Consider the following 23751-nt stretch of genomic DNA (forward strand, 5'->3'; position numbering starts at 1 on the left):
AACCGACCCCCGAGAGCCCCCCTCCTGTGCTACCCCGGAACCGTCCCGCGCCGCCGCCCCCCTCTCGTGGAGCCCGGCGGTGGCGCCCACTTCCGACCTCTGGGGTCAACCACGGTGACTGAACTCGCGGACTCCGTCGAATCGGCGGAGCAACTCACCTCCGTCTGGCGGCACATGGTGCTCGACCGCACTCCCGACGCCGATGTACGTGATCTGCCCGGTGTCGCGGTGCGCTGGGCCGACAGCCGGTTCGCCTTCTGGAACTGCCTCACCCTCACCGGCACCGGCATCGGTCCGGACGCGCTCGCCCGGCGGCTGCGCGAGGCCGCCGAGGTCATGCGGACCAAGCAACGCCCGGGTTTCCTCTGGCTGTTCGAGGCGCTGCTCGACGAGACCGCCCGCGCCGCGCTCCCCATCGCCGCCGAGCAGGCCGGTCTCCGGTACGCCTTCCCCGGCACCGGGATGGCCGGTGATGTCCTCCCGCTGCCCGAACCCCGCCACCCCGACCTCACCTTCGTCCGCGTCACCGACGAGACCCAGCTACGGGCGTACGCCGATCTCAACTCCCGCGCGTACGGCTTCCCGCTGGAGGACGGGCGCGACGGGCTGCTCGGGTCAACCCTGTGGAAGGACGGGGTGTACGCCTATCTGGGGATGCGCGGTGACACCCCGGTGGCCTGCGCCGGGGCGGTCGCGGAGGACGGCCGGCTGTTCGTCGCGCTGGTCGCCACCGACCCGGAGTGGCAGCGCAAGGGGTACGGCGAGGCCGTCACCCGCAAGGCGCTGTACGAGGGGGCCCGCGCCACCGGTCTCACCCGGGCCGTACTGCACGCCACCGAGGCCGGCGCCCCGGTCTACCGGCGGATCGGCCTGCGGCCCAACTCCCCGATCCTCTTCTACGGGCTCCAGGACTGACCCGGCACCACCCCGCTCCCCCTCCCCTCCCCCGAACGGCCCTCGCGACTCCCCCGAGCGCGAGGGCCGTTCCCGTTCCCGGCCCCGTTCCCGGCCCCGGCCCTGTCGCTGTCCCCTGCTCCCATCCCCACCCCCACCGCCCCCACCCCACCCCCGCACCGATCTTTGTCATGAGCATGGACGTAGACCGCGCTTTCTGCAACGCTTCAACAGACCTACGCAAATTACTTGCAGTGCAACGCTTCTCAGGATCACCCTCTCGCAACTTTCTGACATGAGCGAGAGCACCCCTGCATCCCCCACCCCTGCGGACGAGGAGCACGATGAGCAGCACGCGTATCAGCAGTGAGCCATCCGGCGGCAGGCGCTACAGATGGCGGACGCTCGCCATGACCCTGGCGGGCAGTCTCGTGGTCGTCGGCGGGCCGACCCTGCCCGCGCTGGCGGCCGGTGGCAGCGGCGGACCGGCCCTCGCGGCGAGCGGTGCCGCCGCGGCGAGCAGCGCGGGCGGGCACTCCGCCGCCGCGCTGAACGACGGCGACCGGGACACGTACTGGCAGAGCGGTCGCGGGGACTTCCCCGCCTGGGCGCAGATCGACCTCGGCGCCCGCACCAAGATCGACCAGGCGGTGCTGAAGCTGCCCGAGGGCTTCAAGCCACGGACCCAGACCCTCTCCGTGCAGGGCAGTGCCGACGGTGCGGCGTTCCGGGTCCTGGTGCCCTCGGCGGAGTACACCTTCGCCCCGGCCGACGACAACACCGTGACCATCGCCTTCCCGGCGCTCGACACCCGTTATCTGCGGGTGGAGATCACCGGCAACAGCGCCGCGGGCGCCGGTCAGCTGGCCGAGCTGGAGGCGCACGAGGCGACCGGCAGCAGCGCCGATCTGGCCCGCGGCAAGCGGGTGACCGCCAGCAGCGCGGTGGCCGGACACGCGGCGGGCTCGGCCGCGGACACCGACCGCAGCAGCTACTGGAAGAGCGGCAAGGGCGACTCCGCGCCCTGGGTCCAGACCGATCTGGGCGCGGCGCTGCCGGTGAACCGGGTGGTGATGAAGCTGCCCGCCGGGTTCGACGCGCGGACGCAGACGCTGAAGGTGCAGGGCAGCACCGACGGCAAGCACCGTACGGACATCGTCGCCGAGGCCGCCTACCGGTTCGACCCGGACGACGGGAACCAGGCCACCATCAGCTTCGACACCACGACCACCCGGTATCTGCGGCTCGCGCTCGCCGGGGCGTCGAAGAAGAGCGGGGGGCAGTTCGGCGAGGTCGAGGTGTACGGGCCCGCGACCGGTGACACCTCGGCGCCCTCCGCCCCCGGCGCGCTCAAGCTGACCGAGCCCGCCACCGGGAAGGTCGCCCTGGACTGGGCGGCGGCGAAGGACGATACGAAGGTCACCGGGTACGACATCTATCTCGGCGGGGTGCTGCGGACGACCGTCGCCGGGAACGTCACCTCGTACACCGACGACCAGCCCGCGGACCGGACGCTCGCCTACAAGGTCACGGCCCGGGACGCGGCCGGGAACCAGTCGGCGGCGAGCGGCACGGTGACCCGCCGGGCGGCGAAGGGTGACACCGAGGCGCCGACCCCGCCCACCGGGCTGACCGCGAAGGCGGCGAAGTCCGGTGCGGTGAGCCTCGGCTGGCAGCGGTCGGCCGACGACCGGAAGGTCACCGGGTACGACATCTACGCCGACAACAAGCGGGCCGGGAGCGTCGCCGGGAACGTCACCTCGTTCACCGACGACCAGCCGGCCGGGGCGACGGTGACCTACCAGGTGCGGGCGAGGGACGCGGCCGGGAACACCTCGCCGCTCAGCGCGAAGGCGGCGACCACCGGGGACGCCGGGATCCTGGCGACCAACCTCGCGGTGGGCAAGCCGGTCACCGTCTCCGGGTATGTGCACACCTTCGTCGGGCCGAACGCCGTCGACAACAACGTCGGCACCTACTGGGAGGGCGCCAGCGGGGTCTGGCCCAGTGTGCTCACGGTGAAGCTGGGTGCCAACGCCGACATCAGCCAGGTCGTCATCAAGCTCAACCCCGACCCGATCTGGGGCGCGCGCACCCAGAACATCCAGATCCTCGGCCGGGAGCAGAGCCAGACCGCGTACACCAGTCTGGTGGCGGCCACCAACTACGGCTTCAACCCGAGCACCGGGAACACGCTCACCATCCCGGTGACCGCGCGGACCGCCGATGTCCAGGTGCGGATCAACAGCAACACCGGGGCGCCCGGCGGGCAGATCGGCGAGTTGCAGGTCATCGGTGATCCGGCGCCCAACCCGGATCTGACGGTGAGCAGTCTGACGGCCTCCCCCGCCTCCCCGGTGGAGACGGACAGCGTGAGCCTGACCGCGCGGGTCGCCAACACCGGCAGCGCCGCCTCCCCGGCCAGCAACGTCAACTTCTATCTGGGCACCACCCGGGTGGGCACCGCCAATGTCGGCGCGCTCGCCGCGGGCGCGTCCAGCGATGTCACCGCCTCCATCGGCACCCGGGACGCGGGCTCGTACCAGCTGACCGCCAGAGTCGACGAGGCGAACACGGTCGTCGAGCAGAACGACACCAACAACTCCTTCACCGCCGCGAACCCGCTGGTGGTGCGGCCGGTGCAGAGCGCCGACCTGGTGGCCTCGCCGGTCGGCTGGTCCCCGGACAACCCGGCGGCGGGCGCCGCGGTGAACTTCACCGTCGCCATCAAGAACCAGGGCAACATCGCCTCCGCGTCCGGCGCGCACAATGTCACCCTGACGCTGCTCAACGAGTCCGGCGGCACGGTCCGCACCCTGACCGGCAGCTACAGCGGCGCCATCGCGGCCGGGGCCACCACCAGCCCGATCGCACTGGGCTCCTGGACCGCGGTCGGCGGCAAGTACAGCGTGCGCACGGTGATCGCCGACGACGCCAATGAACTGCCGGTCAAGCGCCCCAACAACACCAGCACCAAGCCGCTCTTCGTCGGCCGCGGCGCCAATCTGCCGTTCTCGATGTACGAGGCGGAGGACGGGGTCGTCGGCGGCGGCGCCCAGACGATCGGCCCGAACCGGACCGTCGGCGACCCGGCGGGCGAGGCGTCCGGCCGCAGGGCCGTCACCCTCAACAGCACCGGCAACTACGTCGAGTGGACCACCAAGGAGCCCACCAACACCCTCGTCACCCGGTTCTCCATCCCGGACTCGGCGGGCGGCGGCGGCATCGACTCCACCCTCAACATCTATGTCAACGGCGCCTTCCACAAGGCGATCAACCTGACCTCGAAGTACTCCTGGCTGTACGGCGCCGAGGCAAGCCCCGGCAACTCTCCGGGGTCGGGCCCCGCCCGGCACATCTACGACGAGGCCAATGTCCTGCTGGACTCGACGGTCCCGGCGGGCGCCAGGATCCGGCTCCAGAAGGACGCGGCGAACACCTCGCAGTACACGATCGACTTCATCAACACCGAGCAGGCCGCCCAGATCGCCAACCCCGACCCGGCGCGCTACACCACCCCGGCCGGGTTCACCCAGCAGGATGTGCAGTCCGCCCTGGACCGGGTGCGGATGGACACCACCGGCAATCTGCTCGGGGTGTATCTGCCGGCCGGCAACTACCAGACGACCAGCAAGTTCAATGTGTACGGCAAGGCCGTGCGGGTCGTCGGCGCCGGGCCCTGGTACAGCCGCTTCGTCGCCCCGACGACCCAGTCGAACACGGATGTCGGCTTCCGGATCGAGTCGTCGGCCAACGGCTCGACCTTCGCCCACTTCTCCTACTTCGGCAACTACGACTCCCGCAACGACGGCCCCGGCAAGGTCTTCGGCGATCTGTCCAATGTCAGCAATCTGACCATCGACAATCTCTGGGTCGAACACCAGATGTGCCTGTACTGGGCCGCCAACAGCGACAACGTCACCATCAAGAACAGCCGGATCCGGGACACGTTCGCCGACGCCATCAACATGACGAACGGGTCGCAGAACAACCTGATCCAGAACAACGAGGCCCGCTCCACCGGCGACGACAGCTTCGCCCTGTTCGCGGCCACCGACAACGGCGGCGGCAACAACACCGGCAATGTCTACGAGAACCTGACCTCGATCCTGACCTGGCGGGCGGCCGGTATCGCGGTCTACGGCGGCGAGAACAACGTGTTCCGCAATCTCTACATCGCGGACACGCTGGTCTACTCCGGCATCACCATCAGCTCGCTCGACTTCGGCTATCCGATGAACGGCTTCGGTCCCGGCCAGACCAAGGTGGAGAACGCCTCACTGATCAGATCCGGCGGCCATTTCTGGGGCAGCCAGACCTTCGGTGCCATCTGGATGTTCTCGGCGTCGAAGACGTTCACCGCGATCCGGGTCACCGATGTGGACATCGTCGATCCCACCTACAGCGGGATCATGTTCCAGACGAACTATGTCGGCGGGCAGCCGCAGAACTCCGTCCAGGACACCGTCCTGACGGATGTCTCGATCAGCGGCGCGCAGAAGAGCGGCGACGCCTACGACGCCAAGTCCGGCTTCGGGATCTGGGCCAATGAACTGCCCGAGCCCGGCCAGGGCCCGGCGGTGGGCTCGGCGACCTTCGTGGGCCTGACGCTGAGCAACAACGCGGTCGACATCAGGAACACCACGTCGACGTTCACCGTCAACCGCCAGTGACCACCGTTCCGTAGGCCGTCGGCCCACCCCTTTGACGCGCCCCGCTTCGTCCGCGCGCCGAGCACCGTCTCGGCGCGGAAGCGGGGCGCGTCCCCGTGCGCGGCCGTCGTCCCCCGGCACTGCGTCGGCGGACGGTACCGCGGCCTCACCACGGGCACGGGCGCGGGCACGGGCCCGAACGGTCCGCGCGCCTCAGGGGCCGACCAGCGTCACCTCCGCCTCGCCCACCGCGTGGAAGATGGGCAACGGCAGCCCCTGGGAACTCAGTTCGGTCACCGTCGCCTCGACATCCGCCGCGCCCGGCACGAGGGTGCCGGGCGACGGGCGGCCGGTGTTGGTCCAGGAGTGCACGGCACCGTCGCACAGCGCGGGGCTGCCGCCGATGCCGTAGCGCACGCGCGACTGGTCGGTGGCGGAACCCTGGGCGACGGAGGAGCTGACGAAGACGGGTCCGGTGGCGCCGAGGCAGCGATACGTCCCGGACAGGGTGATCGTGCCGTCGGCGGCGATCCGTCCGGTGGGATCGATGGTCACCGACTCGAAGGGACCGGCGGTGGCGGCGGTGGGGGCGGACAGGGCCAGCGCGAGCAGGGCCGCGGCGGCACCGAGGAGAACGGGACGGACGGGCATGGGGCCTCCAGTGGGGGGTGTCGTTCAGGTACCTGAGGTACCGCGCGGGGCCCACCGGGGCCGCCGTACGGCCCTCCGACGCCCGTGAACGTCACTCCAACGGTCGGAGCCGGAGCCGGGCGGCCACGGTGGCGGAACCGTCTGTGAGTTGTCCGCGTGTTGTCACGTTTCCCGCAGGGTCGTTCCGGTGGTTGCGCGGCGGGCGCATGGTCTACCCAGACGCCCGCACGACCGGCCACCACCGGCCACCACCGGCCACCACCGGCCACCACCGGCCACCACCGGCCACCACCGGCCACCAACAGGAGGTACGCCATGTGTTCCCACCGGCCCTCGTGCCCCGCCCCGACGACGGTCACCGCCGCACCGCATCTGGTGAGCGCCCACCCCGAACAGGGCTGGAACCTGCTGTGCGACGGCACGATCGTCTTCGACGACTCGGGCGAACTCCTCCCGGACGGAAGCGCGGTCGCTCCGCTCAGGGGGAGGGTCGCGGCGGCACCCCGCCAACGCGGTGAGTGACACCCCGCACCGGATCACCCCACCCACCCCCCGCCCGGCGGGCTAGAGCACCGCGAACCCGTCCAGCTCCACCAGCGCCTCCTCGTCCCACAGCCGTACCACCTGGACCACCGCCATCGCCGGATAGTCCCGCCCCGCCAGCCGCCGCCAGATACGGCCCAGTTCCGGCGCCCGCTCCCGGTACGCGGCGACATCCGTCGCGTAGACGGTGACCCGGGCGAGATCGGAGGGCGCACCGCCCGCCGCCGCCAGCGCGGCCAGCAGATTGCTCAGCGCCCGCTCGAACTGCGTGGTCAGCGAGGCCCCGCCGACCACCCTCCCGTCCCCGTCCAGCGCCGTCTGCCCGGCGAGGAACACCAGCCGCGACCCGGTCGCGACCACCGCGTGCGAGAACCCCGCCGCAGGCGCCAGCCCGTCCGGGTTGATCCGCTCGGCGCTCATCCGACGGCCCCCTCGGACCGCCCCTCGGACCGCCCCCGCAGCCGCCCCCGGTACAGCTCCTTCGCGATGATCGACCGCTGCACCTCGCTCGCCCCCTCGTAGATCCTCGGCGCCCGCACCTCCCGGTACAGATGCTCCAGCGGATGCCCGCGCCGCAGGGCCGCCGCCCCGTGCAGCTGCACCGCCGTGTCGACCACGAACTGCGCCGTCTCGGTGGCCAGCAGCTTCGCCGAAGCGGAGCGCCGGGGTACGTCCGGGTCGCCCATGTCGTACGCCGAGGCCGCCGCGTACACCATCAGCCGGGCCGCCTCGGTGCGCAGGGACATCTCGGCGACCTGGTGGGCGACAGACTGAAGGTCGGCGAGCTTGCCGTCGAAGGCGTCCCGCGCGGCGGTGTGCGCGAGGGTGGCGTCCAGCGCGGCCTGGGCCATGCCGACGGCGAAGGCACCGACGCTGGGCCGGAAGAGATTCAGGGTGCCCATGGCGACCCGGAAGCCGCCGTCGACCTCGCCGAGGACATCCGCCCGGCTCACCGGTACGCCGTCGAAGTCCAGGGCGCCGATCGGGTGCGGGGAGAGCATGTCGAGGGGGGTGCCGGTGAGGCCGGGCCGGTCGGCGGGGACCAGGAACGCGGTGATCCCACGGGCCCCGGCACCCGGCGTCGTCCGGGCGAAGACGGTGTGGAAGTCGGCCTCGGGGGCGTTGGAGATCCAGCACTTCTCGCCGGTGAGGGTCCAGCCCCGCGCGCCGTCCGCCGACGCGGCGAGTGCCAGGGCAGCGGCGTCGGAGCCCGCGCCGGGCTCGCTGAGCGCGAACGCGGCGACGACCCGGCCCGCCTCGACCCCGGGCAGCCAGCGGTCGCGCTGCGCGGCGCTGCCATGGGTGTGCACGGGGTGGGCGCCGAGACCCTGGAGGGCGAGGGCGGTCTCGGCCTCGGTGCACTCCTGGGCGAGGGACTCGCGCAGCAGACAGAGCCCGAGCGCGCCGGAGGTGAAGAGGCGGGCCGTCAGTCCCAGGGCGCCGAGTTCGGCGAGGAGCGGCCGGTTGACCCGGCCGGGCGTGCCCCGGTCGGCGAGCGGGCGCAGCCGCCGGGCGGCCAGCTCGCGCAGTTCGGCGCACCAGGCGCGCTGTTCCGGTTCGAGCGAGAATGCGGGCACGGCCGGACACTCCTCTCCCCCACCGACATCGGGACCGCCCGGCGCGATGCCGCCGGGACACCGGACGCCGGACACCCCCGAGGCTATCGCGCCCCATTGACTGTCGTCACCAACGCGTTACGCTCCCTGTGGTGCGTCCGCCACCGGGGACCCACGACACCGCGCGCCCCTCGCCACCGGAAAGCCACCGGACAGCCATCGAACGGCCCCCGAACACCCACCGGGACACCCACCGGGGAGCAACAAGGGAGCCACCAGGAACCACCAGCAACCAGCAACCAGCAACCAGCAACCAGCCAGGAACCACCCAGGAACCACGCAGGAACCACCGGCAAGCCACCACCAGGGAGCCTCGGGGCACCGCCGTTGCACCCCCGTAGCACCCCGTCTCGCATCCCGGTCGCACCCCCCAGGACCCGCCGGAGGCGCGAGGCAGGCACGGAACACCACCCGGCCCACTCGGCCCACCCGGCCCACCCGGCAAGGGGGCGATCCATCCATGGACGGTCCGACCCGCTCCGCCCACGTCGACACCTTCGCGCGCGACCACCTCCCACCGCGCGAGCAGTGGCCCCGGCTCCGCTTCGAACTGCCGGAGCTGCGCTACCCCGAACGGCTGAACTGCGCCACCGAACTCCTCGCGGGCGGCGCCCCGGACGCCCCCGTGCTGCGCACCCCGGACGCCGCCCCGTGGACGTACGCCGAACTGGGTGAGCGGGTCGACCGGATCGCGCATCTGCTCACCGGACAGCTGGGGGTGGTCCCCGGCAACCGGGTGCTGCTGCGCGGCCCCACCACCCCCTGGCTGGTCGCCTGCTGGCTGGCGGTGCTGAAGGCGGGCGCGGTCGCGGTCACCGTGCTGGCCCAGCAGCGCCCGCACGAACTGGCCACCCTCTGCGAGATCGCCCAGGTCCGGCACGCCCTGTGCGACAGCCGGTCGCTCACCGACCTCGTCCGCGCCGAGGTCCCCGGCCTGCGCGTCACCCCGTACGGCGGTGACGGTCCCGGTGATCTGCTGCGGCTCCCCGCGCCGGACACGCCCTTCCCGGCCGCCGACACCGCCGCGGACGATGTGGCGCTGATCGCGTTCACCTCCGGCACCACCGGGCGGCCCAAGGGCTGTCTGCATGTCCACCGGGATGTGCTGGCCGTCGCGGACACCTTCTCCCGGCATGTCCTCAAGCCCCGCGCCGACGATGTGTTCACCGGGTCGCCGCCGCTCGGGTTCACCTTCGGGCTGGGCGGGCTGGTGGTGTTCCCGATGCGGGCGGGCGCCAGCTCCCTGCTCCTCGAACAGGCCGGGCCCCGCCAGTTGCTGCCGGCCGTCGCCGCGCACCGGGTGTCGGTGCTGTTCACCGCGCCGACCGCATACCGGGCGATGCTCGGCGAGCTGGCCGGGCACGATGTCGGCTCGCTGCGCCGCTGTGTCTCGGCCGGGGAGAATCTGCCCGCCGCCACCTGGCACGCCTGGCGCGAGCACACCGGGCTGAAGATCATCAACGGTATCGGCGCCACCGAACTGCTGCACATCTTCATCTCCGCCGCCGACGACGCCATACGCCCCGGCACCACCGGCCTGCCGGTGCCGGGCTGGGAGGCGCGGGTGCAGGACGGCGACGGCAGACCGCTGCCCGACGGCCGCCCCGGACTGCTCGCCGTACGCGGCCCGATCGGCTGCCGCTATCTCGCCGACCCGCGCCAGCGCGAGTACGTCCGCGACGGCTGGAACATCACCGGCGACACCTATGTCCGCGACTCCGACGGCTACTACCGCTATGTCGCCCGCGCCGACGACATGATCATCTCCGCCGGGTACAACATCGCCGGACCCGAGGTGGAGGACGCCCTGCTGCGCCATCCGGAGGTGGTGGAGGCGGCGGTGGTGGGGCGCGAGGACGCCGGGCGGGGGCAGATCGTGGTGGCGCATGTGGTGGTGAGGGAGGGCGCCGGACGGGACGCCGACGCGCTGCGCGCCTTCGTCAAGGCGGAGCTGGCACCGTACAAGTGTCCGCGCGAGATCGTCTTCCTGGACGCGCTGCCGAGGACCGCGACCGGCAAGCTCCAGCGGTTCCGGCTGCGCGAGACCCACCGGCCCCGGCCCTGACCCCGGCCCTGCCCCTCCCCGGAGACCTCGGATGACCAGCCGGATGACCAGCCGGATGACCAGGCGGATGACCAGGCGGATGACCAGCGGCGATACCGAGTGCCTAAAATGATCAACGTGTCCGACCAGCATGCTCCACGGTCCCTCATCGTCACGCTCTACGGCGCGTACGGCCGGGACTTCCCCGGCCCCGTGCCCGTCGCCGAGCTGATCCGGCTGCTGGCCGCGGTGGGCGTCGACGCGCCCTCCGTACGGTCCTCGGTGTCCCGGCTGAAGCGGCGCGGCCTGCTGCTGCCCGCCCGCACCGCCGAGGGCGCCGCCGGATACGAACTCTCGCCGGACGCCCGGCAGTTGCTCCAGGACGGCGACAGACGGGTCTACGCGCCACCGCCGGACGGCGACGAGGGCTGGGTCCTCGCGGTGTTCTCGGTGCCGGAGTCGGAGCGGCAGAAGCGGCACATCCTGCGCTCCCGCCTCTCCGGCCTCGGCTTCGGCACGGCCGCCCCCGGCGTCTGGATCGCCCCCGCCCGGCTCTACGAGGAGACCCGGCACACCCTGCACCGGCTGCGCCTGGACGGCTATGTCGACCTGTTCCGCGGCGAGCACCTCGGGTTCGCGCCCACCGTGGAGTCGGTGGGCCGGTGGTGGGACCTGACCGCCATCGCCAAGGAGCACGAGGCGTTCCTCGACCGCCACGGACCCGTACTGCGCACCTGGCAGCGGCGTACCGGCACCCCGCCCGAGGAGGCGTACCACGACTATCTCCTCGCCCTGGACTCCTGGCGCCACCTCCCCTACACCGACCCTGGCCTCCCCGCCCGGCTGCTGCCCGGCGACTGGCCCGGCGCCCGCTCGGCGGCGGTCTTCCGCGCACTGCACGCCCGACTGCGGGACGCCGGGGCGGAGTTCGCGGGGCTGTGACACCCCCTCCGCCCTGTGACACCAGCCACACCCTGAGGCGCTAGGAGAACCCTCAGCCTCCTCTGCCCCTCCTCTCAAGTTTCCTGCCCAGCGTCCATGAGGTCGTACGACGGGAAAGAGACGAGGGCTGTTGCGGATGACCGGAGCAAGGGCTCATATGACCGGGACGACGGGCGGTTCGGAGGGCTTCGTCCTCTCCCATCTGGACGCGCTGGAGTCCGAGGGCGGTGCACATCTTCCGCGAGGTGGCGGGCGAGTTCGAACGGCCGGTGATCCTCTTCTCCGGCGGCAAGGACTCCATCGTCATGCTCCACCTGGCCCTGAAGGCATTCGCCCCCGCCACCGTCCCTTTCTCCCTCACCCTGCTGCGGTTCGCCACCGCCGGTTCCGTGGACGACGGCAAGTCGACACTCGTCGGACGGCTGCTGCACGACTCCAAGTCGGTCCTCACCGATCAGCTGGAGGCGGTCGAACGGGTCGCCGCGAGCCGGGGCCAGGAGGGGCCGGATCGCGCTGCGCACTGCCGAGCCGCTCCCGCTCGACCCGTACGCGGTGTCCCGGCCCACCGGCGCATTCCTGCTGATCGACCCGGCGGACGGGGCGACACTGAAGGCGGGGATGGGCGAGGCGTAGACATCCTGCTTGTAAGGCAGGCGCTCTCCGGGCGAGCCGCGTACCGGTCGGCTGAGGGTCAGTCGCCCAGCGTCAGCCGGGGCTTCGGCGCGTCCGTGCGGCCCGTTCTCGGGGGGCGGCTGCCCGCCCGGTACGGGTCCGGCCAGCGCACCCCGGGGCCGTCGTAGCCCTGCTCGGCGGCGGCGTGCAGGGTCCAGTGCGGGTCGTAGAGGTGGGGGCGGGCCAAGGCGCAGAGGTCGGCGCGTCCGGCGAGGATCAGGGAGTTGACGTCGTCCCAGGAGGAGATCGCGCCGACCGCGATCACCGGGACCCCGGCCTCGGCGCGGATCCGGTCGGCGAACGGTGTCTGGTAGGAGCGGCCGAACTCGGGGCGTTCGTCGCTGACGACCTGTCCGGTCGACACATCGACGGCGTCGGCACCGTGCGCGGCGAAGGCGCGGGCCATGGCCACCGCGTCGTCGCCGGTGGTGCCGCCGTCGGCCCAGTCGGTGGCGGAGATCCGTACGGTCATGGGCCGCTCGGCCGGCCAGCACTCCCGTACGGCGTCGAAGACCTCCAGCGGGAAGCGGAGCCGCTTGTCCAGGGTGCCGCCGTAGGCGTCGGTGCGGTGGTTGGTGAGGGGGGAGAGGAAGCCGGAGAGGAGGTAGCCGTGGGCGCAGTGCAGTTCGAGGAGGTCGAACCCGGCGTCGGCGGCGCGGCGGGCGGCGGCGGTGAACTGCCTCCGGATGGCGCCGAGTTGGGTCGCGGTCAGCTCGGCCGGGGTCTGGCTGTCCGGGCGGTAGGGCAGGGGTGAGGGGGCGACGAGGGGCCAGTTGCCGGTGTCGAGGGGTTCGTCCATGCCCTCCCACATCAGCTTGGTGGAGCCCTTGCGACCGCTGTGCCCGAGCTGGACGCCGAGGGCGGTGCCGGGGGCCTGAGTGTGGACGAAGTCGGCGATCCGGCGCCAGGCCGTGGCCTGCCGGTCGGTGTAGAGGCCCGCGCAGCCGGGGGTGATCCGGCCCTCGGGGCTGACGCACACCATCTCGGTCATCACCAGCCCGGCGGCGCCGAGGGCGCGGGCGCCGAGGTGGACGAGGTGGAGGTCGCCGGGGAGGCCGTCGGTGGCGGAGTACAGGTCCATGGGGGAGACGACGACCCGGTTGCGCAGGGTGAGTCCGCGCAGCCGGAACGGGGTGAACATCGGCGGGGTGCCGGGCGGGCAGCCGAACTCCTCCTCGACGGCGGCGGTGAAGGCGGGGTCGCGAAGCCGCAGATTGTCATGGGTGACCCGGCGGCTGCGGGTGAGCAGATCGAAGGCGAACTGGCGGGGCGGGCGGCCGAGATGGCGGCCGAGGTCCTCGAACCACTCCAGGCTGGCGCGCGCGGCCCGCTGGGTGGAGGCGACGACGGGTCGGCGCTCGGCCTCGTAGGCGGCGAGGGCGTCGGGGAGGGCGGGGTGCTCTTCGAGGGCGGCGGCGAGCGCGAGGGCGTCCTCGACGGCGAGTTTGGTGCCGGAGCCGATGGAGAAGTGGGCGGTGTGCGCGGCGTCGCCGAGCAGCACGGTGTTGCCGTGCGACCAGTGGGCGTTGACGACGGTGCGGAAAGTGGTCCAGGCGGAGTTGCGGGAGCGCAGGGGGTGGCCGTCGAGGGCGGCGGCGAAGAGCGCCGCGCAGCGGGCGGCGGACTCCTCGACGCCGAGAGCGTCGAACCCGGCGGCCCGCCAGACCTCCTCGCGCATCTCGACGATGACGGTGGAGGCGTCGGGGGCGTACGGGTAGCCGTGGAGCTGTATGACGCCGTGCTCGGTCTCGGCGATCTCGAAGCGGAAGGCGTCGAAGGCGAGGTCGGCGGCGAGCCAGAGGTAGCGGCAGCGGTGCGGGGTGACGCGGGGGCGGAAGGTGTCGGCGTGGATCTCGCGGATCGTGCTGTGGACGCCGTCGGCGGCGACGACCAGATCATGGGTGGCGGCGAGGTGGTCGGGGTGCGGGGCGGGGGTGCGGAAGCGGAGGTCGACGCCGAGGGAGCGGCAGCGGTCGTGGAGGATCTCCAGGAGCCGGTGGCGACCGAGGGCGGCGAAGCCGTGCCCGGAAGAGGTGTGGCGGGTGGTCCGGTGGGTGGCGCGGTGGACGATGTCGATGTCGTCCCAGCGGATGAAGTCCCGTTGGAGGGCCTGGTGGACGACGGGGTCGGCGTGTTCGATGCCGCCGAGGGTCTCGTCGGAGAGGACGACGCCGAAGCCGAAGGTGTCGTCGGGGGCGTTGCGTTCGTAGACAGTGATGTGGCGGGTGGGGTCGAGACGTTTGAGGAGGGCGGCGGTGTAGAGGCCACCGGGGCCGCCGCCAGCTATGGCTACGTGGAGGGGGTGGTGGGGGTGGTGGGGGTCGGGTGGCCGGTGCGGGTCGGGTGGCCGGTGCGGGTGGGTGGGGGCTGGTCGCGCAGTTCCCCGCGCCCCTGGGGTGGGGAGGGTCATCGTCGGCTCCAAGTCACCGGCACGGCACCGGCCGCGCCCACGCGGCGGAGCCGCACATCGACACAGCCCCGCGCCCCCGGGGTGGGGGCGGTCACCGTCGGCTCCAAGTCACTGGGCACGGCACCGGCCGCGCCCACGCGGAGGAGCCGCATTTCGGGACAGTGCCGCGCGCCTGAGCTAGAGAGCCGGTCGCCAGCCCACCCCTGGGCCCACCCACACCGCACAGCCACCCCCCGAGACCGCCACGCGCCTGACCTGGACAGCCGGTCACCCGCCCACCCCTGGGCCCACCCACACCACACAGCCGCACACCGGCGCAGCCGCGCGCCCGCGATGGAGGACCGGTGGCCGGGCGGCACGGCTAGCGGTTCTTCCATGTCGGGGCGCGTTTCTGGGTGAACGCGGCGTGGAACTCCGCGTAGTCCGCGCCCGTCATCAGCAGGGCCTGGGTCGACGCGTCCAGTTCCACCGACGCGGCGAGCGGCATGTCGAGTTCCGCGGTGAGGAGGGCCTTGGTCTGGGCGTGGGCCAGGGCGGGCCCGTCGGCGAGGCGGCGGGCGAGGGCGTGTGCGGCCTTGTCGGTGTCGCCCTCCTCGGTGAGTTCGCTGATCAGGCCGATGCGCTCGGCCTCGGGCGCGCGGACCGGGTCGCCCAGCATCAGCAGCCGGGTGGCGTGCCCGAGCCCGACGACCCTGGGGAGCAGATACGCGGCGCCCATGTCGCCGCCGGAGAGGCCGACGCGGGTGAAGAGGAAAGCGAACCGCGCGGAGGGGTCGGCGACCCGGAAGTCCGCGGCGAGGGCCAGTACCGCCCCGGCGCCCGCCGCGACCCCGTGCACGGCCGCGATCACCGGGAACGGGCACTCCCGGATCGCCCGGACCACCTGACCGGTCATCCGGTTGAAGTCGAGGAGCTGGGCGGTGTCCATGGCGAGGGTGGCGCCGATGATCTCGTCGACATCCCCGCCGGAGCAGAAGCCGCGGCCCTCGCCGGCCAGCACCAGGGCCCGTACGGCCCGCTCCCGGGACAGTTCGGCGAGCAGATCGCGCAGATCGGCGTAGGCGCCGAAGGTGAGGGCGTTGAGTTTCTCGGGGCGGGCGAGGGTGACCGTGGCGACACCGTCGGACTCCTCGACGCGCAAATGGCGCCAGCGGGGCGTACGGGTGGCGGAGCCGGTGAACGGACTCATGGCGGGCGGGCCTCCTCGGGCGGGCTCGGCCTCACGAAGCTGCGCGTGCTCTCCCCGTGCTCTACCCCTCGAAATTATCATTCATTCGTGACTGTCGTCAGATGTACGCGATAGAGCGAGGGGGCCGCCCGGCGCTCACGGAGCGCGGTCGTCCGCTCACCGCACGGCTCTCGCGTCACCGCTTCTCCCTGAGACGTCAATAACGCGGTAACAACGGGATCAGCCGGAGGCCCCCCAGCGTTCCCCCGGGTAAGTCGCCCGAGAGGGGGGTCCTGAAGTCCCGGCGACGCCCGACCAGTGACCCTGCCGGGGGGCGTCGTACCATCCCTAAAGTTGAACGCAGGACAGCCTGAGACATCGCTCGGTATCACCCGGTATCACCCGGCGTCACTCAGGGCTCCTGCTCCATGAACGGACTCGCCGTGCACGATCGCTCCCCCGCCTCCGCCACCTGGCGCATCGCACTGCCCCACTCCGCCGCCGCGGTACCGGTCGCGCGGGCGCTGGTGCGCACGGCCCTGGCCGAACTGGAGCACGGCGCCGACAGCGACACCGCCGAACTGCTGACCGCGGAGCTGGTCGCGAACGCCGTCGAGCACACCTCCGGCGACACCCCGATCGAGCTGGTCGTCCAGTTGCTGCCGACGGGCTGCCAGGTCGAGGTGCACGACCCCGACCCGTACCCGCCCGGCGATCTGACCCGGCCGCCGGAGCACGCGCCCGACCCCTGGCAGGAGCACGGACGGGGGCTGCTGCTGATCCGCACCCTCAGCTCGGCCTGCGGCCACCGCGCCACCGAGACCGGCAAGGCGGTGTGGTTCACGCTCCCGGCCGTGCCACCGCAGCGGCGGGGACCGTAGGGCGTGCCCGGCGGAGCTCAGCCGAGCGTGGCGACGAGCACCGCCTTGATGGTGTGCAGCCGGTTCTCCGCCTCGTCGAAGACGACCGAGTGGGCCGACTCGAACACCTCGTCGGTCACCTCCAGCGAGTCCAGGCCGTGCCGCTCGTGGATCTCCCGGCCGACCTTGGTCCCGAGGTCGTGGAAGGCCGGCAGACAGTGCAGGAACCGCACCTCGGGATTGCCGGTGGCGCGCAGCACGTCCATGGTCACCGCGTACGGCACCAGCGCGGTGATCCGCTCGTCCCAGACCTCCTTGGGCTCCCCCATGGAGACCCAGACATCGGTGGCGACGAAGTCGGCGCCCCGTACGCCCTCGGTCACCGACTCGGTGAGGGTGATCCGGGCGCCGCTCCCGGCGGCCAGCTCCCGCGCCCGCGCCACCACCGGCGCGGCGGGCCAGTAGGTCTCGGGGGCGACGATCCGGACGTCCATGCCGAGCAGGGCGCCGGTGATCAGATAGGAGTTGCCCATGTTGAAGCGGGCGTCGCCGAGATAGGCGAAGGCGGTGCCGGTGAGGGGCTTGGCGCAGTGCTCGGTCATGGTCAGGATGTCGGCGAGCATCTGGGTGGGGTGCCAGTCGTCGGTGAGACCGTTGAAGACCGGCACCCCGGCGTACCGGGCCAGCTCCTCCACCGCGTCCTGGCTGTCCCCCCGGTACTCGATCCCGTCGTACATCCGGCCGAGCACCCGGGCGGTGTCCTTGACGGACTCCTTGTGCCCGAGCTGGGAGCCGGAGGGGTCGAGATAGGTGGTGGAGGCGCCCTGGTCGGCCGCCGCGACCTCGAAGGCGCAGCGGGTGCGGGTGGAGGTCTTCTCGAAGATCAGCGCGATGTTCCGGCCGACCAGATGGCGGGGCTCCGTCCCGGCCCGCTTGGCCGCCTTCAGCTCGGCGGCCAGCTCGATCAGCCCGAGGAACTCCGCACGGGTGAAGTCCAGCTCCTTGAGGAAGCTGCGGCCGGCGAGGGCGGTCGGGACGGTCGCCATGGAGGCTCCAAATTCGGACGGCGGAGAACAACGGGTGAGATTGGAAGTCTATACGACCTTCGGCATTCTTATACGAAGCCGTCCACAGGTGTCCTCTTCCTCCCCCCGAGGTCTACACCGGGTCCCGCTCCACCGGGCAGCTCATGCAGCGCGGCCCGCCCCGGCCCCGGCCCAGCTCGCTGCCCGGGATCTCGATCACCTCGATGCCCTGTTTGCGCAGCTGGGTGTTGGTGGTGGCGTTGCGCTCGTAGGCGACGACCACCCCGGGCTCCACGGCGAGCACATTGCAGCCGTCGTCCCACTGCTCGCGCTCGGCGGAGTGCACGTCCTGGACGGCGGTCAGCACCCGGATCTCACTGAGCCCGAGCGCGGCGGCGATGGCCCGGTGCATATGCTCCGGCGGATGGTCGGTGACCTTCAGCTCCCGCTCCCCGGCCCCGGGCTCGATGGTGTACGAGCGGAGCATGCCGAGACCCGCGTACTGGGTGAAGGTGTCGCCGTCGACCATCGTCATCACGGTGTCGAGATGCATGAAGGCGCGTCGCTTGGGCATGTCCAGCGCCACGATCGTGGTCGCGGAACCGGCCGCGAACAGCTTGTGCGCGAGCATCTCCACGGCCTGCGGGGTGGTGCGCTCGCTCATCCCGATCAGGACCGCGCCGTTGCCGATGACCAGGACGTCCCCGCCCTCGATGGTGGACGGATAGTCGGCCTGGCCCTCGGACCAGACGGGGAAGGGGTCCCCGGTGAACAGCGGATGGTGCCGGTAGATCGCCTCGAAGTGCACGGTCTCGCGCTGCCGGGCGGGCCAGCGCATCGCGTTGATGGAGACGCCGTCGTAGATCCAGGCGGAGGTGTCCCGGGTGAACAGATGGTTGGGCAGCGGACCGAGCAGGAAGTCGTCCAGGTCCATCGCGTGGAAGCGGACCGAGGTCGGCTCGGCGTGGCCCTGGAGGAACTCCCGCTTGGTCATCCCGCCGACCAGCGCCTCGGCCAGTTCGGCGGCGGGCAGCGCGGCGAACGCGGTCCGCAGCGGGCCGGTGGCCAGCGGACCGTACTCCTTCTCGTCGAAGACCCGGTCCAGGACGAGCGTGCGGGCCGCCGGGATCCCCAGGGCCTCGGTGAGCAGTTCGCCGAAGAGATGGACCTCGACACCGCGGTCGCGCAGGACGTCGGCGAAGCCGTCGTGCTCGGCGCGCGCCCGGCGCACCCACAGCACATCGTCGAAGAGCAGCGCGTCCTTGTTGCTCGGGGTGAGCCTTTTGAGCTCTAGATCGGGCCGGTGCAGGATGACGCGGCGCAGCCGCCCGGCCTCGGAGTCGACGTGGTATGCCATGCCCCCATCCTGACCAATCGGGCACGTGTTCACCCACGTTTCCCCCAGAGGCCGTCGTCAGCGGCTCGTCCGGGGCTACGGCGACAGCACAACACCCAGGGCTACGGCTGGGGCTGCGGCTGCCGGAGTTCCGGGCGGGCCAGCAGGCGGCGCGCGGCGGGGCCCGGGGTCAGGGCCGCGCGGGCGACGATCCAGCCGGCCAGGGTGCGGGTGTCAGCCGGGTCGCGGTCGAGGTCGGTGGCGTAGTGGCGCAGCGCGGTGGCCGGGTCACCGGCGGCGAGATGCCCGTCGGCCGTACGGGGGGCGGTGGGGGCGGTGGCGAAGGCGTGGGTGCGCAGATCGGTCCAGGTGCGCCGGTCCGGGCGGAGCCTGAGGGTGCCGGGCGGACCGGGCAGCGCGTTGCGCAGCCGCCACTCGGTGCGGTGCAGGGCGGCGGCCGTGCGGGCACGGGCGAGGGCGGCCGGGGGGACGGGTTCGCGCAGCCAGCCGTCCAGGGTGGCGGCGAGCCCGGACACCAGGCGGTGGCCCGCGGCGGTGAGCCGCCCGCTGGTCAGCAGGGTCCGCACCACCAGCCGGCTCTGGAGCCGCCGGAGCGCGAAGTAGTAGGCGGCCCGGTCGGCGTGTTCCGGGTCATCCGGGTGATCAGGGTGATCCGGGTCGGCCGTCCGGTCCCGCCAGAACCCGGCGACGGCGGTGAAGGCGTACGCCCCGTGCAGCAGCCCGGTCAGATGGCGCGGGTCGCCCCGCCAGGGGGCGTAGAAGCGCTCGGCGCGGTCGTCGTCGAGGAGAGGGAAGAGATGGAGCAGGGCGCCCAGCTTGCTGTGCTGGAACTCGTGGACCAGCGCCTCGGCGAGCGGCAGCGCGGTGGCGGGCCGGGCTATCACCATCGCCCCGAAGGTGTCCCCGCTGGACGCGGACACCACGACGGTCGCCGGGGCGGGCGGGGTGAGCGCGGTCCGCCCCCAGGGCACGACGGCCCGGATCCACGCGGGGTCGAGGCGCCCCGGCGCCCCGGGCCCACCGGGCCGCGTCCCGGCGCCCCCGCCCTCCACCAGCCCCACCGCCTCCTCGAACATCCGCTGCCAGGCACCCGCCTCGGCCTCCTCCAGCCGCGCGGGCGGAACGGGGTCGTCGAGATCGCGGTACGGGTCGAGATCGTCGAGGGGGATGGAGAGGGAGCCGTGGGAGAGGGAGCGGTGGGTGAGGGTGCGCAGGGGGAGCCAGCCGGGAGAGTCCCGGTCCCCGGGGGTGCGCGCGCCGATCGGCGCGGTCGCCGGGCGGCAGCGCAGGGTGTGGGTACGGCCGTGGCGGTCCTCTCCGGTGAGAGTGAGGATCCCGGCGGAGGTACGGGCACGGGCGAGTGCGGGGGCGTGGATCGCGGGGCCGTCCGCCTCGGGTCCGTCCGCCGCAGGTTCGTCCGCCGCAGGTCCGTCCACCCCCAGCCCCTCCCCCGCCGATCCCGCCCCCTCCGGTCCCGCCCCCTCCCGGAACAGCACCGCCCGCCCCAGCCCCGGCAGATGCAGCCCGCCGTCGCTCAGTACGACCCGCAGATCCGCCTCCGTACCGGCCCGCAGGGACGCGGCGACGGCGAGGGCGGTGAGGTGCCCGGCCTCCGCCCACAGCGGGGGGCCGCCGGACGTGCCGTGGACGCGGCGCAGCAGATGGGCGAGCCAGCCGCCGGTGGCGGGGGCGAGGAGCAGCGCGTCGACCGCGTCCGGCGCCCGTTCGGCGGCCTCCTTGACGGTCTGCCAGGTCTCGGCGGCCGGGGTCAGCGGGGTGGGCAGGGCGGCGAGCCGGTCGAGCAGGGTGCGCAGCAGGAGCAGCCGCCGGGCCCGCTCACCGCGCACCAGGAAGGCCACCGCCTCGTCCGAACCGCCCCCGGTGGCCAGCTCCGCGAACAGCCGGTCGGGCATCCGGAACGGGGCGGGGCGAGGCGGGGGCACGGACGCGCTGCTCATGGGCGGGGACCTCCGGTCGCGGTGCGGGGTGCGCTGGGGTCGTTCGGTCGGTCGGATGGTTCGGGTTCGGATTCGCGTTCGGGTCGGCGGCGCGGGCCGATCCATGACGTGCCCCGGGCTCCGGCTCCGGCTCCGGCTGCCGCTCCGGCCGACCGTCGGTCAGCCTGCGCCGGGGCGCGGACCCGGTCCGGTACGCCCTCGCCCGGTCACTCCGTCGTCACCGGCCGGCTCTCGCGCGCGGGTCCTCGGTCACTCGGCCCGCGCCGTTCCGCCCGGTCCTTCCCCGCCTCCGCCCTTCTGGACCCCATGACGGGCGCGCAGTACCTCTTGCAGCAGCCTGGCCTCGTCACCCAGCGGAGGAAGTGCGTCGACGGCGGACAGGGACAGCCCCGTGAGGTCGGCCAGGTCCGATTCCCAGAGGCCGGCACCCGTGGGGGCGGCCGGCACCTCCTGGATGTGCACGGCGTGGCGCAGAGCGGGCGGCTGTTCCAAGATGTTCCCCCTTCTCACACACGGCACATGGCGGCATGTGCACATGCCGGTCCCTGTTCTGCCCATGTCCATTTCCATCATGACCATTCATGCGCGAATCGAAAACCATACGATCCCGCCACTCGATCATTTCTGATCACGTGTGCGTCCTGCGGCATCCCCGAACTCCCGCAGCGCCACCTCCAGTTCCGCCGCCCGCTCCGGATGGTCGTCCAGCGAGAGCACCGCGTCGTACAGGTCCCACAGCGCCTCGGGGCGGTCCCGGGCCAGCCGGGTGAGGATGCCGGTCACATCCGTCCGCGCCTTGCTGTGGCGGGGCAGGGTCGCGGTGACCCGCGGGTCCAGCGCGGCGACCACGGTCTGCCGTTCACCGGGGTCGTTCATCAGCGGGTATGCCATCAGCACGGACACCGCCCGCAGCAGCGGCGAGGGCCCGCGCACGGCCGGAGCGGGCGGCACGGGCGGCGCCGGGGCCAGAATCTCCGTACGGTCGGGGCTGTCCAGCCGGATCTCCGGATACTGGAGGGTAACGCCCGCGTCCCTGAGGGCCGCGATACGTGTCTTCACGGCCGGAAACAGCTCCTCCGGATCCGGCGGGGCGGGCAGCGCGGCGGCGCGGTCGGCGAGCAGACCGAGGACGATCTCGGAGAACAGCCCCGTACCGCGCACCGGATCGTTCGCGGCGGCCCGGCCGCGCCCGGCGGCCCGCAGCACGCTCTGGCGGTGTGCCAGATTGCGGCGCCCCACCGGCAGCCCGTCCGGCGGCAGCGGCTCCCGGAAGGCGAGCGCCTCCTCGAACGTCTCGCAGGCGTCCACGATCCACAGCTGCTCGGCGAACCCCGGCACCGCGTCCCCGGCGTAGCGCTCCAGCGCCGAGTCCAGCCCGATGGCGAGCTTGTCGTCCGTCCCGGCGTCCGCGCAGAACAGCCGGAGCTGCCCGGCCCGGTCCAGCACCCCGTGCCCGCCCCACCACACCCACAGCACCTCGCCCCGCTCCTGCGGCAGATCCCGCACCAGCACCCGGCGCAGCGTGGCATGGTCGGCCCGCTCGTACGGCACACCCGGGACGTACGGCGGCAGCGGCGCGAGATGCAGCCGCAGCCGCTCCTCGGGCACCCCGGCCGCGCGCAGCAGCCGCCAGAAGGCGACGGCGTCCCGCGCCGGTCCCGGCAGGTCCCAGGCGGACCCGGCCTCGTACCGCTCGACGCCCACGATCAGGGCGGTGACCCGCGCCGGGTCCACGGGCGCGGCCCGCGGGGCGGTCACGGCAGCCGGTCCGCGATGTGGCGGTAGACCTCGGGGTTGGTCCAGTAGGCGCTGTGCGCGGCGGGGAACGGCTGGCGGCTGTCGACGGCGACATCGGTGACCCGGCCCGGGAAGAGCGGCCCGCCGAGGTAGGAGAGCAGATCGCGGCGGTCGTAGAGGTTGAGCCAGTCCGGGACGTGGGGCGGCAGCGGGGCCGGGTGCTCCAGCGAGGGCAGCGAGCCGGACTCGTAGAGGAACGGCCCCTGCGAACCGGCCGTCACCAGCAGGCGCACCTGCGGCAGCGGGGCGCCGACCAGGGTGTCCAGGGCGATGATCCCGCCCAGGCTGTGGCAGACCAGCGTGACCGGTGCCTCCAGCCCGGCGACCAGGGTGCGCAGCCCCTCCCGTACGGCGGCGCCCCGGGCGAGGTAGCGCAGGATGTCCCCGGCGGCCGGGTGCGCGGCCTCGGTCAGGGCGCGGCGGCGCCGTACCACCGCGCTGGTCGCGGCCGACCCGGCGGCCCGCAGCAGCACGGACCGCAGCCCCCGCTCACCGCCCCGCGGCGCACCCCCGAGCGCCCCGGCGAGCTGCCGTACGACGGTGTCGCGGGTGTCGCCCGCCGGGACCAGCGGGTCGTCCGCGGCGAGCAGTTCGGCAATCACATGGGCGGTGAGGCTGCGCGCGGCGAGTTCGGCGAGGTCGTCCGGGCCGAGGGCCTCGGCGGCGGCCCCGAGCAGCGGATGCGCGGCCAATTCGGCGGCGGCCCGGCCGAGCCCCGGGCCCAGTGCGGCGGCGGGATCGTCGCCCCGCGCGGCGAGGGCGGCGAGCCGCGCCTGGAGGAGCTGTTCCGGCACCGCCGTACCGGGCGGGCGCTCCCCCACCGGGCCCGCCAGGGCGGCGGCGAGGGCGAGTTCGGCGTACGGGTCGGTGTAGAGCGCGGCCCAGTCGTCGGTGTCGGTCCCGGGGCCGCCGTCCGGGGGCGTCCCCTCGGCGAGGCCCCGGGAGGTGCCGCCCTCGGGCGGCAGGCTCAGCCCGCCACCCGCCAGCGCGGCGCCGTACGGCTCGCCCCAGTAGTAGGGCACCACCCGCAGACCGGGCCGCAGCGCGGTCAGTCCCGCCGCGACCCGCCCGGCGAGTTTCGAGAAGCCGGGCTCGCGCACCCCGGTCCCGTGGACGAAGACAACCGCCGTCATGTGCCCCCCGTGACACCTGTGCAGTCCCG

At 73.0% G+C, this 23751-nt stretch carries 17 protein-coding genes and 1 pseudogene; 7 read left to right on the forward strand and 11 right to left on the reverse strand.

The features are described from left to right. Nucleotides 1-114: 114 nt before the first annotated feature. Both ABZX40_RS22480 and ABZX40_RS22485 read left to right on the forward strand, forming a co-directional pair. Entirely contained in the window at nt 115-915 is an 801-nt protein-coding gene (locus ABZX40_RS22480; protein WP_355741105.1) for a GNAT family N-acetyltransferase, read from the forward strand. Nucleotides 916-1304: 389 nt separating this feature from the next. Then, nucleotides 1305-5567 carry a discoidin domain-containing protein gene (locus ABZX40_RS22485; protein ID WP_355741187.1) on the forward strand — a complete coding sequence of 1421 codons (4263 nt, stop codon included), beginning with the start codon at nt 1305-1307 and terminating at the stop codon, nt 5565-5567. A gap of 192 nt (nt 5568-5759) precedes the next feature. Here ABZX40_RS22485 and ABZX40_RS22490 read toward each other — a convergent pair whose 3' ends face one another. Continuing rightward, the gene (locus ABZX40_RS22490; RefSeq protein ID WP_355741103.1) at nt 5760-6197 is read right to left on the reverse strand and encodes a DUF6299 family protein; all 438 of its coding nucleotides are present in this window, start codon (nt 6195-6197) and stop codon (nt 5760-5762) included. Nucleotides 6198-6512: 315 nt separating this feature from the next. Here ABZX40_RS22490 and ABZX40_RS22495 point away from each other — a divergent pair, with 315 nt between their 5' ends. Next, nucleotides 6513-6719, forward strand: coding sequence for a DUF5999 family protein (locus ABZX40_RS22495; RefSeq protein ID WP_355741101.1), 207 nt, complete (start codon nt 6513-6515; stop codon nt 6717-6719). 42 nt (nt 6720-6761) lie between these two features. Here the strand turns inward: ABZX40_RS22495 and ABZX40_RS22500 are convergent, their stop codons facing one another. Beyond that, nucleotides 6762-7160, reverse strand: a complete 399-nt coding sequence (locus ABZX40_RS22500) for a RidA family protein (RefSeq protein WP_355741099.1) — start codon at nt 7158-7160, stop codon at nt 6762-6764. Continuing rightward, on the reverse strand, nt 7157-8317 hold the full coding sequence (locus tag ABZX40_RS22505) for an acyl-CoA dehydrogenase family protein (protein WP_355741097.1): 1161 nt from the start codon (nt 8315-8317) through the stop codon (nt 7157-7159). Before ABZX40_RS22505 ends, ABZX40_RS22500 begins: the two co-directional genes overlap by 4 nt. A 499-nt stretch (nt 8318-8816) precedes the next feature. Here ABZX40_RS22505 and ABZX40_RS22510 point away from each other — a divergent pair, with 499 nt between their 5' ends. The 3 genes and pseudogenes from ABZX40_RS22510 to ABZX40_RS22520 all read left to right on the forward strand — a co-directional run. Continuing rightward, nucleotides 8817-10421 carry an AMP-binding protein gene (locus ABZX40_RS22510; RefSeq protein WP_355741095.1) on the forward strand — a complete coding sequence of 535 codons (1605 nt, stop codon included), beginning with the start codon at nt 8817-8819 and terminating at the stop codon, nt 10419-10421. A gap of 108 nt (nt 10422-10529) precedes the next feature. After that, entirely contained in the window at nt 10530-11342 is an 813-nt protein-coding gene (locus ABZX40_RS22515) for a PaaX family transcriptional regulator C-terminal domain-containing protein (protein WP_355741093.1), read from the forward strand. Nucleotides 11343-11647: 305 nt separating this feature from the next. Beyond that, nucleotides 11648-11851: pseudogene (locus ABZX40_RS22520) on the forward strand (hypothetical protein); the annotation flags it as partial. Nucleotides 11852-12033: 182 nt separating this feature from the next. On the opposite strand, the gene ABZX40_RS22525 reads toward ABZX40_RS22520, so the two are convergent. Further along, the gene (locus ABZX40_RS22525; protein ID WP_355741091.1) at nt 12034-14424 is read right to left on the reverse strand and encodes a bifunctional salicylyl-CoA 5-hydroxylase/oxidoreductase; all 2391 of its coding nucleotides are present in this window, start codon (nt 14422-14424) and stop codon (nt 12034-12036) included. 361 nt (nt 14425-14785) lie between these two features. Next, on the reverse strand, nt 14786-15613 hold the full coding sequence (locus ABZX40_RS22530) for an enoyl-CoA hydratase family protein (protein WP_355741089.1): 828 nt from the start codon (nt 15611-15613) through the stop codon (nt 14786-14788). Nucleotides 15614-16020: 407 nt separating this feature from the next. On the opposite strand from ABZX40_RS22530, the gene ABZX40_RS22535 reads away from it, so the two are divergent. Further along, nucleotides 16021-16473: an ATP-binding protein gene (locus ABZX40_RS22535; RefSeq protein ID WP_355741087.1), complete on the forward strand. Its 453-nt coding sequence runs from the start codon at nt 16021-16023 to the stop codon at nt 16471-16473. Between the two features lie 17 nt (nt 16474-16490). Here ABZX40_RS22535 and argF read toward each other — a convergent pair whose 3' ends face one another. From argF to ABZX40_RS22565, 6 genes are all read right to left on the reverse strand, one after another. Then, nucleotides 16491-17498 (reverse strand): ornithine carbamoyltransferase, encoded by a 1008-nt coding sequence (gene argF / locus ABZX40_RS22540; protein ID WP_355741085.1) that lies wholly within the window; start codon nt 17496-17498, stop codon nt 16491-16493. Nucleotides 17499-17610: 112 nt separating this feature from the next. Next, the gene (locus ABZX40_RS22545) at nt 17611-18834 is read right to left on the reverse strand and encodes an arginine deiminase (protein WP_355741083.1); all 1224 of its coding nucleotides are present in this window, start codon (nt 18832-18834) and stop codon (nt 17611-17613) included. 101 nt (nt 18835-18935) lie between these two features. Beyond that, the gene (locus ABZX40_RS22550) at nt 18936-20792 is read right to left on the reverse strand and encodes an HEXXH motif-containing putative peptide modification protein (protein WP_355741081.1); all 1857 of its coding nucleotides are present in this window, start codon (nt 20790-20792) and stop codon (nt 18936-18938) included. 249 nt (nt 20793-21041) lie between these two features. Continuing rightward, nucleotides 21042-21284 (reverse strand): hypothetical protein, encoded by a 243-nt coding sequence (locus ABZX40_RS22555; RefSeq protein WP_355741079.1) that lies wholly within the window; start codon nt 21282-21284, stop codon nt 21042-21044. 126 nt (nt 21285-21410) lie between these two features. Continuing rightward, complete coding sequence (locus ABZX40_RS22560; protein WP_355741077.1) at nt 21411-22550, reverse strand: caspase family protein; 1140 nt, start codon at nt 22548-22550, stop codon at nt 21411-21413. Beyond that, nucleotides 22547-23722, reverse strand: coding sequence for a hypothetical protein (locus ABZX40_RS22565; RefSeq protein ID WP_355741075.1), 1176 nt, complete (start codon nt 23720-23722; stop codon nt 22547-22549). The genes ABZX40_RS22560 and ABZX40_RS22565 overlap by 4 nt, the downstream gene beginning before the upstream one ends. Between the last annotated feature and the right edge of the window lie 29 nt (nt 23723-23751).

This window comes from Streptomyces sp. NPDC004610 (assembly GCF_040609715.1).
GTDB lineage: Bacteria > Actinomycetota > Actinomycetes > Streptomycetales > Streptomycetaceae > Streptomyces.